This is a genomic window from Arthrobacter sp. StoSoilB20 (genome assembly GCF_019977295.1).
In the GTDB taxonomy this organism is placed as follows: domain Bacteria; phylum Actinomycetota; class Actinomycetes; order Actinomycetales; family Micrococcaceae; genus Arthrobacter; species Arthrobacter nicotinovorans_A.
Genome location: NZ_AP024651.1, coordinates 1,587,911 through 1,604,621 on the forward strand (window position 1 = coordinate 1,587,911; position 16,711 = coordinate 1,604,621).

6 protein-coding genes are annotated in these 16,711 nt (G+C 63.2%); all 6 read left to right on the top strand.

The window, feature by feature from the left end; all coding sequences use genetic code 11:
- The first annotated feature begins 88 nt into the window (after positions 1-88).
- The 6 genes from LDN85_RS07205 (at position 89) to LDN85_RS07230 (ending at position 16,670) form a co-directional block, all read left to right on the top strand.
- Positions 89-1,012: a biotin--[acetyl-CoA-carboxylase] ligase gene (locus tag LDN85_RS07205; RefSeq protein ID WP_223944995.1), complete on the top strand. Its 924-nt coding sequence runs from the start codon at positions 89-91 to the stop codon at positions 1,010-1,012.
- Entirely contained in the window at positions 1,005-1,598 is a 594-nt protein-coding gene (locus tag LDN85_RS07210; protein WP_223944996.1) for a PH domain-containing protein, read from the top strand. The genes LDN85_RS07205 and LDN85_RS07210 overlap by 8 nt, the downstream gene beginning before the upstream one ends.
- A complete protein-coding gene (locus LDN85_RS07215; RefSeq protein ID WP_223944997.1) occupies positions 1,588-2,766 on the top strand; it encodes an adenylate/guanylate cyclase domain-containing protein in 1,179 nt (392 codons plus the stop codon). Before LDN85_RS07210 ends, LDN85_RS07215 begins: the two co-directional genes overlap by 11 nt.
- A 415-nt stretch (positions 2,767-3,181) precedes the next feature.
- On the top strand, positions 3,182-9,298 hold the full coding sequence (locus LDN85_RS07220) for an Ig-like domain-containing protein (protein ID WP_223944998.1): 6,117 nt from the start codon (positions 3,182-3,184) through the stop codon (positions 9,296-9,298).
- A gap of 157 nt (positions 9,299-9,455) precedes the next feature.
- Positions 9,456-15,632, top strand: coding sequence for an Ig-like domain-containing protein (locus LDN85_RS07225; protein WP_223944999.1), 6,177 nt, complete (start codon positions 9,456-9,458; stop codon positions 15,630-15,632).
- A 66-nt stretch (positions 15,633-15,698) separates the two neighbouring features.
- A complete protein-coding gene (locus LDN85_RS07230) occupies positions 15,699-16,670 on the top strand; it encodes a MoxR family ATPase (protein WP_026541421.1) in 972 nt (323 codons plus the stop codon).
- Positions 16,671-16,711: the final 41 nt, after the last annotated feature.

The window sequence follows — 16,711 nt, forward strand, 5'->3', positions numbered from 1 at the left end:
TTTCCACTCGGCGTTCTCGGGGTGTATTCCCAGACCCTTTTCAGGGCGCGGCCCATCTGTGTTCGCCGCGAATGGATAGGATTCAGCTATGGATGCCGAACAGCCAGACAGCAGCGAACCCCACATCCCGGCCGCCGGTCCCGAGCGGCCCGCGTTGGACCGTGAAGCATTGCTGCAGCCGGAGTTCCTGTCGGCAGCGGGCATTTCGCAACTGAACATCGTCCAATCCACGGGCTCCACCAACCAGGACCTGGTGCGGGCGGTCACCGTTGAGCCCAAGAAGTGGACTGACCTTTCCGTGCTGACCGCTGAACACCAGACGGCGGCGCGTGGACGGCTGGACCGGCAGTGGGAGTCGCCCGAGCGCTCAGCGGTGTCTGTATCCATGGTGCTTCGTCCTGTCACAGCCGAAGGCATGCCGGTACCCACCCAGAGCTACTCGTGGCTGTCCCTCCTGGCTGCGGTTGCCCTGCGTGAAGCTTTGCAGGAAACGGCTGGGGTCACTGCCGATATCAAGTGGCCCAACGACGTCCTGGTGAACGGCCGCAAGATCGCCGGCATCCTGGCGCAGATGACCAACATCAGCGATGGCTCGGTTCCCGCAGTGATCCTCGGCGTGGGCCTCAACGTGACGCTGGCTGAGGAGGAATTGCCGGTCAAGACAGCTACGTCGCTGGCCTTGGAAGGGGCCACGACGACGGACCGTACCGCGCTGTTGAAAAGCTACCTGTCCCGCTTCGCACGGCTTTACCGCAGTTTCTGCAATTCAGAAGGAGACCCCGCCGCAGGTTTGGCCGGCGGAGCTTCCCTGCACAAGCGGGTGGAGTCGGCCATGGTCACCCTTGGGCGGGAAGTACGGGCCCACTTGCCCGGAGATCTCGAACTCGTGGGCCATGCTTCGCGGCTGGACGAGCACGGATCCCTGCTGGTGGTAGACCACGGCGGCAGGGAGCATGTGGTGACGGCTGGGGATGTGGTGCACCTGCGTGCCACAGAAAGCGGTTATGCGTAAGGAGTTGCTTCCGGGAGAGCAGGTCATCACCATCACGCGTCAGCAGGCCCGCTCCCTTTTCTTTCCCGTGCTTGCCTTCCTTGCTGCTCCGGCCCTCACAGGCTATGCCTGCGCCTGGATTGTCAAAGGCAATCCCCAGCGCCTGGCTTCTTTCATTACAGTTGAATGGACGCCATGGCTGATCGGGCTGTGCCTGGTGCTGGCAGCTTGGCTGGTGCTTGGCTACAGCCTGCGCCGGGTGATGCGCTGGAATTCCGTCCGTTACATCCTGACGAGCAGGCGGATACTTGCCAAATACGGAATGTTTCGACGCCGGGACTGGCAAGTATCGCTCGTGGCAATCCGCAATGTGGGGGTCCATCAGAGCATGTTCCAACGGACATTGCACTCCGGGAATATATCCTTGGATACCGGGCACTCCGGAACGGCCGTTCTGGCGGATGTTCCCGAGGTCGCAAAATTTCGGGGGTTCATTCTTGACGCCATGGATGAACTCCCGCAAGGTGAGGTTTTTGAAGGCCAAGTATTGACGGACTATGACCAGTTGCCATGGGAGCTGAGAGAAGGTGGAAGAGATGAGCGTTGAGGATCAGCAGTCCGGCGGGGACTTGGACCAGGAGTTCGACGCCGTCCCCGAGCCTTCCATGGATGAGGACACCGACGCCGGCCCTGCTCCGGTTGCGGTGCAGAGTGGTCCCCCCACTGGTGTCATGTCCGCCGAGCGCCTTGCCATCAAAGCTCTGGAATCGAAGCTGCTGGGCGGTGAACGCAAGCTCCGTCGTCGAGAAGTTGCCGCGGGGGCGGGCGTTTCCATCCTGTCCGCCCGCAAAATCTGGCGTGCCCTGGGATTCCCGAACTTCGGCGACGAAGACGTTGCTTTCACCGAACGGGACCAGGCCGCCCTGTCCACCATCCTGGACCTCGTCCGGGCCGGGATACTGACAGAGGAAGCCGCCATCTCCGTCACCCGTTCAATCGGGCAGATGACAGATCGGATGGTGGTCTGGCAGATCGAAGCGCTGGTCGAAGACATGGTCTCCGAGCAGGGGATTCCGGATGCAGTGGCGCGCAAGCAATTGGTAGGTCAGTTGCCGGCCCTGGTGGATTCGCTTGAAGAGATCCTTGTGTACTCCTACCGCCGTCAACTTAACGCCGGTGTGCAGCGCCTCGCGGTTCGCGCCGAGGCCGGACTTCAGGCCAGCGAGGAAGGCCGTGAAGGCGATGAGGACGATTCGCCATTGCCCCTGGCGCGCGCTGTGGGCTTCGCCGACCTCGTCTCCTACACCAGCCTTTCGCGCCGCATGAACGAGAAGACGCTTGCCCAGTTGGTGCAGCGGTTTGAGAACAAGTGCGCAGAAATTATCTCCGTAGGTGGCGGCCGTCTGGTCAAGACTGTGGGCGACGAAGTCCTTTACATTGCCGAGACACCAGCCGCGGGGGCCGAGATTTCCCTTGCATTGGCGCAGGCCTTTACTGAAGACGAGATCCTGCCGCAATGCCGTGTCTCCATGGTTTGGGGTCGCATCCTGTCCAGGCTGGGGGACATCTACGGACCCACGGTCAACCTCGCTGCCCGCCTTACCACGTTGGCCCAACCCGGGACTGTCCTGGTGGATGCCATGACCGCCGCTGCGTTGGGCCAGGATGACCGGTTCGTCCTGGTTCCGCAGAAGTCTGAGAATGTCCGCGGTTTCGGCGAGATCCATCCCGTCATGCTGGCCCGTGGCCGCGGCAAGGGTTTGGTACTCGACTAGACGCCTGCGGCCGGGCCACCGCCAAGCCGTTCGCTCTCTCACGTCCCCCGGGTTTGACCAGGACGCTCTATCACGTCCCCCGGGTTTAAACCGTTCGCTCTCTCACGTCCCCCGGGTTCGACCAGGACGCTCGTTCACGTCCCCCGGGTTTGAACCGTTCGCTCTCTCACTTTCTTCAAGAAAGGGAGAGAGCGTGCGGCTTTAAGGGGTGTTATGTGAGCGAGCGTGCGGGTGTTATGTGAGCGAGCGTGCGGCTTTAAGGGGTGTTATGTGAGCGAGCGTGTGGGTGCGATTTAGGTCACGACTTAGCTAATCGATGGAGTAACCCGGTAGGCTGTGGGGTGATTGTGTCTTGTTGCGTCGTGGGGGTCGGCGATGGCGGCTCCGTGCTGCCTGAACTGTGGGGGAATCTGGGATGGCTCTGTCTGATGGGTCCGGAAAACGCCGTGCCAACAATCGCCGGCGGAAGGTCATTGCAGGCACTGCTTTCACTGCCGCCGCAGCTGTCCTGGTAACAGGTGCCATCCTCTATCCGGGTTTCAAGACCACCGAGGTGGACCTGAACGACGGCGGTGTATGGGTGGTCAGCAAGACCAAGAACGCGGCCGGCCGCCTCAATTACCCCTCCAAATCGCTGGATGGAGCAGTAACTCCGGCAAGTACCAACTTCGACATCCTCCAGCAGGCCGGCGATATTTTCATTGATGACGCCGACGGCGGCACCATCAACCCCGTCAGCGCCGCCAACATGCGCCTCGGAGGGGACCAAAAACTTCCCGGCTCCGCAGAGGTGAGTTTGGGCAACAAGGTCCTGGCTGTCACAGACCCGTCCAAGGGCAAGGTCTGGGCCGTTTCGCCCACGTCCATTGGCGGTTTCAGCGACGAATCCGAACCCTTGTTCGAGCAGTCGCCGGGCGTGGCCTCAGTGGTGGGCGTGGATGACACCATCCACACGCTGGACCCTAAAGCGGGGACTCTGACGGCCACAAAGGTGGACGTTGACGGCAAAGCCGTGGACTCGCAGGTCAGGAGCGATGACGCTTTGAAGGCCGACGGCGAAGTCCAGTTGGCCACTGTCGGCGACAAAGCAGTGGTACTCAACGCTGCCGCGGGCGAGATCGTGCTGCCCGGGGGCAAGAGGGTCCATCTGGACGATGCCCGGGAAGCAAAGCTGCAGCAGAGCGGCCCGGACTCCAACAGTGTGGCCATCGCTACTCCGAAAGCGCTGCTTCTGCAGCCCCTCGACGGCGGGACCGCCAAGACTGTTTCGGCAGATGGCCAGGGGATTCCGGCGGCCCCCGTCCATCTGGGGTCTTGCACGTACGCCGCGTGGTCCGGCGCCAACAAATACGTTCGGGAGTGCACCAACGAGGCAGATAACAAACGCTCCGACGTTCCCAAGGCGAGTGCATCGCCGTCGTACGTTTTCCGGGTTAACCGCGATCTCGTGGTGCTCAATGACGTCAACTCCGGCAACGTCTGGATGGTCAACCAGAACATGCAGTTGGTCAACAACTGGGATGACGTCATTCCGCCCCAACAGACCTCGGACGACGCCGAGAAGGACTCTGCGGACGAAGTCCAGCAGACTGTCCTTCCGGACAGGAGCAAACCCAACACCGCCCCAGTGGCCAAATCTGATGCGTTTGGGATCAGGGCCGGTAAGACCACCGTCCTGCCCGTTCTGGACAATGATGCCGATGCCGACGGCGACGTCCTCACGGTCAGTACCAGCGAGCCATTGAAGTCAGGCGCTTTGTCCGCCGTCTATGGTGGCACCGGCTTCCAGATTGCGGTTCCCGCAGGAACCACCGGCTCGGAAACTTTCAAGTATTCGGTGGATGATGGCCGTGGCGGTACGGGCGGCGCCGATGTTGACCTGCGGGTTGTGCCAGCGGAGGAAAACAACGCACCCCAGCCCAAGCCGAACCGGAACAACACGTTGGTGGTCCAGTCCGGGAAGATCGCCAGCCAGTTTGTCCTCACCGATTGGTTGGACCCCGACGGCGATGACGTCTTCGCCGTCGCCGTCTCCAGCAGCGATCCCGCGGACCAGGTCCGGATCCGGCCCGACGGCTTGCTCACCTTTCAGGATTCAGGGGCGGGAGCGGGCCGCAAAACCCTGACCGTCAGTGTTTCGGACGGGTCGCTGACCACCCAAGGGCAGATCAGCGTCGACGTTCGTGCTTCCGGTGCACTGCCGCCCATCGCGAACGCTGACCATGTGGTCGCGGTGGCGGGCCAGGATACGGTGATTGCGCCGCTCAAGAACGACACCGACCCACAGGGTGGCACGTTGCGGCTTGCGCAGGCACAACCGGATCCGCAGTCAACAGCGGTGGTGGGGCCGGACCAGCAGACTTTCAGTTTCAACTCCAGCACCGTCGGCGCCCATTACGTGACTTACATGGTGACCAACGGGCCGGCAAGCGCGCAGCAGTTGGTGCGTGTGGACGTGGTTTCCGGAAACAGCGACGGTGCGCCTGTTGCTGTTCGAGATATTGCGCTCCTGCCCAGCGGCGGCAGCACCGTGGTTGACGTGTTGGGCAACGACTCGGATCCCAGCGGGGGTGTCCTGGTAGTCCAGTCAGTCACTGCAGCCGACGGGCTCCCGGTATCGGTCGCGGTCCTTGACCATTCGGTCATCAAGATCACCGACATCCGTGCCCAAGGACAGTTGTCGTTGAAATACACGATCTCCAACGGCAAAGCCTCCGCAAGCGGGGACATCTCGGTCCAGGTTGTCCCGGCGCCGACCAAACTCCAGGCACCGCAGGCGAAACCGGACGAAGTCTCCGTCCGTGCCGGCGACGTCGTCACCATCCCGGTCCTGGAGAACGACACGGACCCCAATGGTGGAGAACTGACGCTGGACCCGGTCCTGGCACAGCAGCCGGACGAGAAAGCCGGGCGGATCTTCCTTGCCGGCAACACGTTGCGCTACATCGCGGGCCCGGAACCCACCACCGTTTACGCGATCTACAAGGTCAGCAATGCCTCGGGCCAAACTGACTCCCAGCAAGTTACCATCCGCATCCGCGCCCGCGACGACGCCACCAACACCAGGCCGGAGCCGAAGAATCTGACGGCCCGCGTGGTTGCGGGGATGACGGTCAGGATCCCTGTTCCCTTGGACGGCATCGATGCCGACGGCGACTCGGTGCAGCTGATGGGCATCGACAAAGCTCCCGAGCTGGGGACGGCCATCCTGCGCGATGGGTACCTCGAGTTCACCGCCGGAGGCACGTCTGCGGGCACTGACACCTTCAGCTACCGCGTACGTGACCGTATTGGTGCGGAGAACACCGGCACCGTGATCGTGGGCATCGCGCCTGCGGAAGCCGACAACCAGAAGCCCATCGCGGTGGACGACGTCATTGATGTCCGACCCGGCCGGCGGGTGGCGGTGAATGCGCTGAAGAACGACTCAGACCCCGACGGCGATCCCATCGCTTTGGTGCCGACGTTCGAGGCCAAGCCGGAGCTCCAGGTTGAAGCTGCGGCAGGAAAGGTAGTCCTCACAGCTCCGGGTGCCGCCGGCACGGACAGCATCAGTTACCGGATACAGGACGATAAGAAGGCAGAAGCCGCGGCGGTCATCCGTGTCCAGACAAGCCCGACCGCGCCGCTCCATGCCCCCGTGGCAGTGGACGACAGGATCACGCTGGCCGAGACCCTGGGTAAGACTGCGGTTGACGTTCCGGTGGTGAAGAACGATTCCGATCCCGACGGCGTGGCGGAGGACCTCACCATTTCCCTGCCGGACGGAAACCCGAATGCGCGCGTCGGAACCGCCGGAAACGTGGTGGTGACACTCCTGCCCGAGGACCAGTTGATTCCGTACACCGTCACGGACATTGACGGACAATCAGCTACAGCCGTCATGTGGATTCCAGGCCAGGGCCTCCAGTACCCCACGCTTTCCACCACGGAGATCGTGGAGGTCACAGCGGGGGAGGAAGTCACTTTGGCCCTCCAGGAGCATGTCAAGGTCAGGGACGGCCGCCAACCCCGCATCACGGTGGCTGACAAGATCCGTGTCCTGGGCGGTGACTCCACCAACGTCATTGCTGGTGACGGTACTGCGCTGAGGTATGCGGCCCAGCCTGAGTACGTTGGCCCCGGGTCCATCACCTTCGAAGTGACCGACGGCAGTGGTCCGGACGATGCCGAGGGCTTGAAGTCCACCCTGACCATCCAAACCAAGGTGCTCCCGAACCCCAACGCCAATCACGCTCCCACCTTCAGTGGAGCTGCCATTGAAGCGCCGAAGGGGGACACCACCGAGCTGGACCTGGCCAACCTTGCCGCGGACGTTGATGAGCAGGACCAAGGCAAGCTCGCGTTCAGCGTGGACGGTGACCTGCCCGGCGGATTCGACGCGCGAGTGGAGGGTACGGTCCTGAAAATCACCCCCGGAGGCTCACTCAACCCCGGTGCCCGCGGGACCGTGCCGCTCAAGGTGACAGATGGCCGCTCAGAGCCTGTGAAGGCAGCCGTCACCGTCTCCGTGGTCTCATCGAACCGACCCAAACCGGCGGCCAACGATGACGTCCTCGATAAAGCCAACGCCGGGAAGTCCGAAACCATCAATGTGCTGGGCAACGACTTCAACCCCTTCAGCGAACCCTTGACCGTGGTTTCCGCCGTCGTGGAAACCGGATCCGCATCAGGTGAGCCTGGCATTGGAGGCGACTCCATCACGGTGACGCCTGCCGACGGCTTCAAGGGGGTCCTGGTGGTCAGGTACACCATCAAGGACAAGACCGATGATCCCAGCCGGCAAGCCGTGGGCCGTGTCCGGATCACCGTGCGGGACAAGCCCGACGCTCCTTCGGCGCCGGTGGCTACGGACGTCCGGAGCAAAACGGCCGTCCTCAAGTGGGCGCCGCCGTCGGATAACGGTGCAGCCATCACCAAGTACACGGTTAAGGCTGCGGGGTTCCAGCAGGATTGCCCGACCACGACGTGTACGTTGACTGGCCTGACCAACAACGTCAAGTACGTCTTCACCGTGGTTGCCACCAATGAAGTGGGCGAGTCCCAGCCCTCCGTGCCCTCCAACGAGATCACCCCGGATGAGAAGCCGTCGCCCCCGGACGTCCCCACGGTCAAAGCAGGAGACAAGGACCTCGCCATCACCTGGACCCCCGCCAAAACCGAGGGTTCGCCGGTGAAGCACTACAACCTGGAGATCTCACCGCCGCCGGCCAACGGAATCGCCGTCAAGAACGAGGTCACCGGCCTTAGCTACACGTGGCCCGGCCTGACCAACGGTGTGAAGTACAAGGTGCGCGCGCAGGCCGTCAACGATCTCGGCCCCTCAGACTGGGGGCTGTATTCCGCCGAGGACCACCCGGCGGGCATCCCGGGAACACCGGCGCCGCCGAGCACCACCGTGGTCTCCGCCCTCGGATCCAGGAACCAGCTCCGCGTCGACTGGGCCGAGCCGGGCATCAATGGTGACCCCATCAAGAGCTATTACGTCACCATGAGTGGCGGCAGCGGAACCACCCAGACGCAAACCGTTCCTGGGAACGTCCGAACAGCCACCTTCGAGGTTGCCACCGACCAATCGGCGTACACGTTTACTGTCCAGGCCGAAAACAAAGCAGGCAAGAGCCTGGTCAGCGCGGCTTCGCCACCGCGCAGGGCCACCGGAAAGCTGGGTACCGTTCAAAACGTCAGCGCGACGCCGGCCAACACCGGCGCCGCTGGTGGCCAGCTCACCATCAATTTCACCGCGCTCGGCGAAACCCAGCGCAACGGCTCCAAGGCCAACGAAGTCAGCTATACCTACTCCGCAGGCGGACGCTCCGGCGCCATCCAGCCCGGGCAGACCGTAGGAGGCTTCGCCAATGGCCAGGCCACCACCGTGACAGTGACAGCACATTCAACTGTGGCGCCCAGTTCCGACGCCGCTGCCGCGCCACCCGCCACGCCATTTGGTGCGCCGGGGACGCCGTCGGCGTCGGGATCCAACGGAGCCGTGAACCAGAAATCGGTGACCTTCACTTGGTCGTCACCATCGGCATCCACCAACGATGTGAAGACGACGAAGATCCGCATCGACAACGGCGGGTGGGAGACTGTGGGAGCCTCGGGCAGCCGGACCATCAACACCGCCGGGTGGGAAGAGGCTCACAGCATCACGGTGCAGACGTTCAACTCGCTGGGAACCGGTGGGCCCGTGGCATCGGCCAGTGCCAAGTCCGGGCGCCAAGGGGAGTGGACCACCACCATGAACCCAGGAGCCGTGGTGCGGTCCTGCAGCTTTACCTTGGGCGGCGCGAACTACGACCCGAAGAAATTCACGTGTGACGGACAAAGCAACAACACGCCACCATGGATGGCCTCAGCTGACCAAGGCGCCATTGTGGTCCGTTGTTACATTGACCAAACAGATAACTGGACCGGTATGCACCGCTGGTGGCGCATCGAGTCGGGCTCTTACCGCAACGTAGGGCGGTACATCATCGCAGGTCACACCCACCTTCCGGATCCCGCAGGCCTTGGAGCGCCCCCGTGCTGAGCTTCATCAAGGTTACGGACGGGGCACATCTCCCCATCGCGCGCCCAGTGGTTAAGGCCGTAGTCTGTCAAAGCCAATGGATAGCCCGGTCTCGGGTTTCCTCGATTGGACGTGGGGTGCGTGGGATAGTCTTAGGGACTGAAAATTCCGCCGCCGTATGGGGGTACTGCGGAATGCACGGCTGCCGGCATGTGTCGGTTGGCCCGGACGCCGCTGGGGAGCGGCTGTATATCAAGGGAATTTTGGGGCTGTGAGAAATTTCTTCGGCAAGATGAGGCTGACGAGGCGTCAAAACAAGAAGTTCATAGCGGGAACTGCTGCAACGGCAGCGGGCGCGTTGTTGATCACCGGGGCTGTGCTGTACCCGGGTTTCAAGACCACTGAGGTGGACTTGAACGACGGCGGCGTGTGGGTTGTGAGCAAGACCAAGAACGCCGTGGGCCGGTTGAACTACCCGTCGCGTGTTCTCGATGGTGCCGTGACTCCGGCAACCACCACCTTTGACGTCCTGCAGCATGACGGCAACGTCTTTGTCGACGACGAATCCGGTTCCACCATCAACCAGGTCTCTGCCGCGAACCTCAAGCTTGGCGGCGACAAGCAGCTGCCGTCGTCCTCGCAGGTGAGCTACGGTTCCACCGTCCTGTCGGTGACCGATCCCGCCCGGGGCAAGGTTTGGGCGTTGTCGCCCTCCACCGTCAACGGTTTCGATGAAGAAGGCACCGAACCGGTCCTGACCGGCGAACAGGGATTGGTTTCTGCTGTGGGTGCCGATAACCGCATCTACACTGCGGATCCGGGGAAGGGCGAAATCACCGTTACCGCGGTTGATGCCAATGGCGAGCGGACAGACTCACAGGTCACCAAAATTGACGAACTCAAAGGCGCCGGAGACCTCCAGATCGCCGTCGTGGGGGACAGGCCGGTAGTCCTCGACGCCGGTTCCGGCAACCTGTTCCTGCCCGGTGGCCGCAAACTCCAGTTGCAGGACGCACGGGAAGCCAAGCTGCAACAGAGCGGCGAGGACAGCAGCTTCGTTGCCATTGCCACGCGGAAAGCCCTGCTGAAGCAGCCCTTGGATGGGGCCACCGCGGCAACAGTCAACGCCGACGGTGAAGGTGTCCCGGCAGCGCCAGTGCAGGTCAGCAAGTGTGTTCACGCAGCTTGGTCCGGGGCCAACAAGTATGTCCGCGACTGCGAGAACGATGCCGATGACAAGAAGAACGACGTCCCCAAGGCAAGTGCTTCGCCCAGCTACGTTTTCCGCGTCAACCGCGACCTCGTAGTCCTCAATGACGTGAACTCGGGCAGCGTGTGGCTGGTCAACCAGAACATGCAGCTCGTCAACAACTGGGACGATGTTGTCCCTCCCAAGAACCAGTCCGATGACCAGGACCAGGAGTCCGCGGACAACAACACCATCAACGTCCTGCCGGACCGCACCAAACCCAACCGTGCTCCGGAAACCAAGCCGGACGAGTTCGGTGTCAGGCCTGGCCGAACCACTATCCTCAGCGTCCTGGACAATGATTCAGACCCCGACGGCGACGTCCTCACCGCAGCGGTGGGCGCGAACGGACCCAAATCGGGGGCGCTGGAGAACATCTATGGTGGCTCAGCGTTCCAGCTCAAGGTTCCCGCTGACGCCAAGCCCGGTACGGAAACCTTCGACTACAACGCTTCGGACGGACGTGGCTTGTCCGCCGGTGGCCAGGTGACGCTGCGCGTGGTCGCTCCGGAGGACAACAAGCCTCCCTTCTTCAAACGCGGCGAGCCCACCACCATGCTGGTGGAGCAGGGCAAGTCCGTCAGCCAGAACATCCTGACAGACTGGATGGACCCTGACGGCGACGACCTCGTGCTTCTGGACGCCAAGACGGACAACGACCAGGACCAGGTGAAGGTCCGCCGCGACGGCCTGCTCACGTACCAGGACTCGGGTGCAGCACCGGGCAAGAAGAACGTCACCATCACGGTATGGGACGGCCGGGCCACCACCACGGGCAGGATCGTTGTCAACGTTCAGCCGCCGGGCGCTTTGGCGCCGGTGGTCAACGCCGACCACGTCACGGCAGTGGTGGGCCAGGACCTTGTCATCGCACCCCTCAAGAACGACGTCGACCCCAACGGTGGCGCTTTGCGCGTTGCCCACGTGGAGGCCGCCGGACCTGCGGAACTGGGTCCAGTGACCGACGGCGGTACGTTCACTTTCCGGAGCACCACACCGGGTCCGGTCTACTTGACGTATATCGCCAGCAATGGCCCCCAAAGCAGCCAAGGCCTGATCCGCGTGGACGTCGAATCCGGCAAGGACTCCGGTGCGCCGGTTGCGGTCCACGACGTCGCCCTGCTCCCGGTAGGTGGCAGCGTCCTGGTTGATCCGCTGGCCAACGACTCGGATCCTTCCGGCGGCGTTCTGGTTCTCCAGTCAGTTACCGTCCCGGATGGCTCCTCGGCCTCGGTCAGCGTGATTGACCACAGCGTCCTGCGCGTTACCGACGTCCTCGGCGCGAAAGAGCCGTTCGTTTTCAGCTACACCATGTCCAACGGCCGTGCCTCGGCCACAGGCACCGTGGGTGTTGTCCCGGTGCCGGCCCCCGCCGTCGTCGAAGCTCCCCAACCGAAACCGGACGAAGTCAACGTCCGCGTTAACGACGTCGTGACCATTCCGGTCCTGGACAACGACACACACCCGCAGGGCGAAGAACTGTCCGTTGATCCCGTACTGGCGCAAACCATTCCGGAAGAGGATGGCAAGGCGTTCATTTCCGAAAAGACCTTGCGTTTCATCGCCGGCCCCACCCCCAAGACCGTGCGTGCCATCTACAACGCCGTGGACCCGCAGGGCCAGAAGAGCGCCGCGGCTGTGACCATCCACATCCTGCCGTTGGAAGGTGCGCAGAACTCACGTCCGCAGCCGCAGAACCTCACCGCACGCGTGGTGGCAGGCGGCAGCGTCCGGATTCCCGTACCGCTGGACGGCATCGACCCCGACGGCGACTCGGTCCAGCTCACGGGCATCGACAGCACCCCCACCATGGGAACCGCGACGGCGGGCAGCAGCTTCATCGATTTCGTCGCCGCAGGTGATGGCGCGGGAACCGACACCTTCCGGTACAAGGTGATTGACCGTCAAGGTGCCGTCAACACCGGAACGGTGACGGTCGGCGTCGCGCCCCGCGGTGAAGACAACCAAAAGCCTGCCCCGGTGGATGACGAAGTGCGGGTTCGGCCCGGACGGCAGATCGCCGTGGATGCCACTGCCAACGACACCGATCCCGACGGCGACATCATCCGTATCCTGACGGACAGCATCGAGGCCGACGCAGGGCTTGAAGCACAGGTCAGCAAGACCAGCGGCCGGGTCCTGGTCACAGCGCCGGCAGCCGAGGGCACTGTCAACGTCCGCTATTCGGTGGCCGATGACCGGGACGCCGTGGGCCAGGCCAGCATCCGGGTGATCGTGAAGAACGACATTCCGCTGCAGGCACCCATCGCACGCGATGACCGCGTCACGTCCGCCCAAACGCTGGGTAAGACCGCAGTGGACGTTCCGGTCCTGAAGAACGACGAGGATCCTGACGGCGTGGGGGAGAACCTCAAGGTCACCACAGGCTTGGAAACGGCCCGCCCCGGTTCCGAAGGAAACGTGGTGGTGGACCTCACCGAGCAGCCGCAACTGGTGCCGTACACCGTGGAAGACGTGGACGGCCAGAAGTCCACAGCCATCATCTGGGTTCCGGGCATCGGCCAGCAGGTTCCGACTCTTGCCAAGGACGAAGTGGTGGAACTGGTTTCGGGCCAGTCCGTCACCGTTAACCTGGCCGAATGGGTCAAGGTGCGCGATGGAAAGTCGCCCCGGTTGACCCAGGCGGACCGCATCAAGCTCATTGGTGCGGACGGCAGCGATCCCGTTGCGGGCAACGGAACGGCCATCAAGTACACCGCCGGTGCCGAATACGTCGGCCCCGGGTCCATCAGCTTCGAAGTCACTGATGGTTCAGGTCCTGATGACCCCAACGGCCTGAAGTCCACGTTGAGTATCCGTACCAAGGTGCTGCCTGATCCGAACAAGAACAACCCGCCGGTGCTGCTTGGCAGTGACGTGGACGTTCCCAAGGGTGACTCGGCCAGCCTGGACCTGGAGAAGCTGGCGTCCGATCCTGACTCCGAGGACGTTCAGAACATGAAGTACGAACTGGTTGGCGCCCCTCCCGGTGGATTCAAGGTGAACGTCGATGGCAAGACCCTGAAGGTCTCCGCCGACGACTCCGTGCAAATCGGGCAAGGCGGCACGGTCCAGGTGAAAGCCAAGGACCCTCGCGGCCTCGAAGCGATTGCGACGTACAAACTGCGGTTGACGGCGTCCAACCGGCCCAAGCCGGTAGCCAATGACGATGTTGAACCGGAGGCGCAATCCGGAAAGCCCGTCACCGTCAATGCCTTGGCGAACGACTCCAATCCGTTCCCGGATACGCCGTTGAAGATCGTTTCGGCTGTGACGGAAACGGGACAAGGAACGGCCGAAGCCGGGGGCGGCAACGTCACGGTAACTCCCGCAGGCGGCTTCACCGGCACCATGGTTGTGGCGTACACAGTGCAGGACAAGACAGGTGAGCTCTCGCGGTATGCGACCGGCCGCATCCGACTCACGGTCAAGGACAAGCCGGCGGCACCCACCACGCCGCTGGCCCAAAGCGTGGGCGACCAGACGGCGTTGCTGACGTGGAACGCGCCTGCTGATCGCGGCTCACCCATCACCAAGTACACGGTGTACGGGGAGAACGGCTTCAAGCAGGACTGTCCCGCGAATACGTGTACGTTGACCGGGCTGACCAACAACGTGAAGTACCACTTTGCCGTCACCGCCACCAATGCGATCAATGAATCCGAGCGCTCTCCGGTTTCCGCCGAAGTCCGTCCGGACGTCAAGCCTGACACTCCGGTTGCTCCCACGCTGAAGTTTGGTGACAAGCAACTCTCGGTGGCCTGGATTGCCCCTGGCAGCAAGGGCTCGCCCATCAAGTCCTACGATCTCGAAATCTCACCGGCTCCGGCCGGTCAGAACCCCCAGATCCAGAACCTCACGGGCAACAGCCACGTCTGGACCGGGCTGACCAACGGTGTGGCCTACAAGGTCCGTGTCCTGGCCCGGAACGACGCCAAGGAACCCTCCGAGTGGAGCCCCTACTCGGCGGCGGAAACGCCGGCCGGCGTACCGGCAACCCCTGCCGCGCCTTCAGTAGCCGGCGCCAAACCCCTTGGCAACCAGAGTCAGCTCCAGGTCACGTGGGCTGCGCCGAACAACAACGGCGACGCCGTGTCCGCCTACACGTTGACCACTTACCGGGGCGGTGCCGTGGTGGCAACGCAGTCGGTGGGGGCGACCTCGCAGAACGTCACCGTTGCCAACGCTGAAGCTGATTACACGTTCACGGTGTCGGCTACCAACAAGGCAGGCGTCAGCGGGGTCAGCCAGCAGTCTGCGGCAATCCGCGCTGCCGGCAAGCCCGGCACGGTGGGCAGTGGCTCCGTCACAGCCACCGGAACCAGTGGCCAACTCACTGTTGCGTTCACACCGCTGACTGCCGCCGAACGCAACGGGTCCCAGGACAACGAGATCACCTATCGCTGGCAAACGGCTTATGGCTCAGGCCCGATCGGCCGTGGAGGTGGAAGTATCGGCGGCCAACCCAACGGCACCAATGTGGTGGTGAACATCATTGCCACCTCGGTCAAGAACGGTATGGCAGGCGATGCCAAGGCCATCGGCACTGGCAACCCGTACGGTCCGCCCAACGCCCCGAATGTCAGTGGTGGAAAGTCTGCCAAGGGTGACGGCCAGGTTCACTGGACCTGGAACAACCCGGCCATGAACGGCCGACCCCTGGACCACTACGAGGTCAGCCTCGACAACGGCGGATGGACGAGCGTAGGTAAGGCAAACAGCTATGACGCCCCCGGCGGCGGCTGGGATAAGACCCGGCAATTGAAGGTCAGGGCAGTCACTGTCGTGGCTGGTCCAGGGAGCGGGAATGTCAACGCCACCAGCGGCGCTGACCCCACGCCGCCACCCCCGCCGTCCACCACAATCCAGGCGCACAACAACACCTGTCCCGGTAAGCCCGGGCAGCCCGATACCTTCAACCCGAGCGGCCCGTCCTGTGGTGTTGGCTGGGTTTCACGGTCCGAGGGACGCCTGAAGATCGATTGCACCAAGAACATCTACAACAACGGCACGCCCTGGTACCGCGTCACCGAGGGCAGCCACCCGGGCTGGTTCGTGAAGTCCACCACTGTGGACATCTACGGCAGCCGTCCCGGCGGTTGCTAGCCTGTCCGGGCGGCAGCCAACAACAACGTCAAACCCCCACCGATACATAAGGAACAGGATCAACCGATGACCATGACAAACGAGCAAGCCGCCTGGTTTGCAGAAACGTTCGAGAAGCTCGTGGCCAACGTGGGCAAGGCCGTGCTCGGCAAGGAGCACGTCATCCGGCTGACCTTCACGGCGATGCTGGCCGAGGGTCACGTCCTGTTTGAAGACGCGCCGGGAACGGGCAAGACGTCGCTGGCCCGCGCCCTGGCAGCAACGGTGCAGGGTTCGCACAACCGTATCCAGTTCACGCCCGACCTCCTGCCGTCGGACGTCACCGGTGTGACCATCTATGACCAAAAGACCCAGAAGTTCGAGTTCCACAAGGGTCCGGTGTTCAACAACATCGTCCTGGCCGATGAAATCAACCGCGCGTCGCCGAAGACACAGTCCGCGCTGCTGGAAGTCATGGAAGAATCCCGGGTGACCGTGGATGGAACCACCTATGAGGCAGGCCGCCCGTTCATGGTGTTGGCAACCCAGAACCCGATCGAGCAAGCAGGCACGTACCGCCTGCCGGAAGCTCAGTTGGACCGCTTCCTGATCAAGACCTCCATCGGGTACCCGGACCACGCCTCCACAGTGCGCTTGTTGGGCGGGGCCAACCTCAAGGACCGGTCCAAGGAACTGACGGCGCTCATCACCACCCAGGCTGTGGCCGACATGGCCGATCTCGCAGCTACCACCCACGTGGACACTGCCGTACTGGAGTACATCTCGCGCCTGTGCGAGGAGACCCGCAACGCCTCCGAGACCCGCCTTGGTGTTTCCGTTCGTGGTGCACTTGCCATGGTCCGGGCGGCCAAGGTCTGGGCTGCCGGGCAGGGCCGCAACTTCGTGCTGCCGGATGACATCAAGGAACTGGCCCCAGTGGTCTGGACGCACCGCCTGGTGATGGATCCCGAGGCTGAGTTCTCCGGTGCTACGCCCGAGGTAGTCCTTACCCGGGTCCTGGCAGACGTCGCGGCTCCGCAGCAACGCGCCACGGCCTAGCCTCCGGCACAAGCGCCGGCGCCGGGTCAAACCAGTCCGGC

Excerpts from the sequence above, each read along its gene's own strand:
- LDN85_RS07205 (WP_223944995.1), top strand. The coding sequence starts at position 89 with ATGGATGCCGAACAGCCAGACAGCAGCGAACCCCACATCCCGGCCGCC.
- LDN85_RS07210 (WP_223944996.1), top strand. The coding sequence starts at position 1,005 with ATGCGTAAGGAGTTGCTTCCGGGAGAGCAGGTCATCACCATCACGCGT.
- LDN85_RS07215 (WP_223944997.1), top strand. The coding sequence starts at position 1,588 with ATGAGCGTTGAGGATCAGCAGTCCGGCGGGGACTTGGACCAGGAGTTC.
- LDN85_RS07220 (WP_223944998.1), top strand. The coding sequence starts at position 3,182 with ATGGCTCTGTCTGATGGGTCCGGAAAACGCCGTGCCAACAATCGCCGG.
- LDN85_RS07225 (WP_223944999.1), top strand. The coding sequence starts at position 9,456 with ATGGGGGTACTGCGGAATGCACGGCTGCCGGCATGTGTCGGTTGGCCC.
- LDN85_RS07230 (WP_026541421.1), top strand. The coding sequence starts at position 15,699 with ATGACCATGACAAACGAGCAAGCCGCCTGGTTTGCAGAAACGTTCGAG.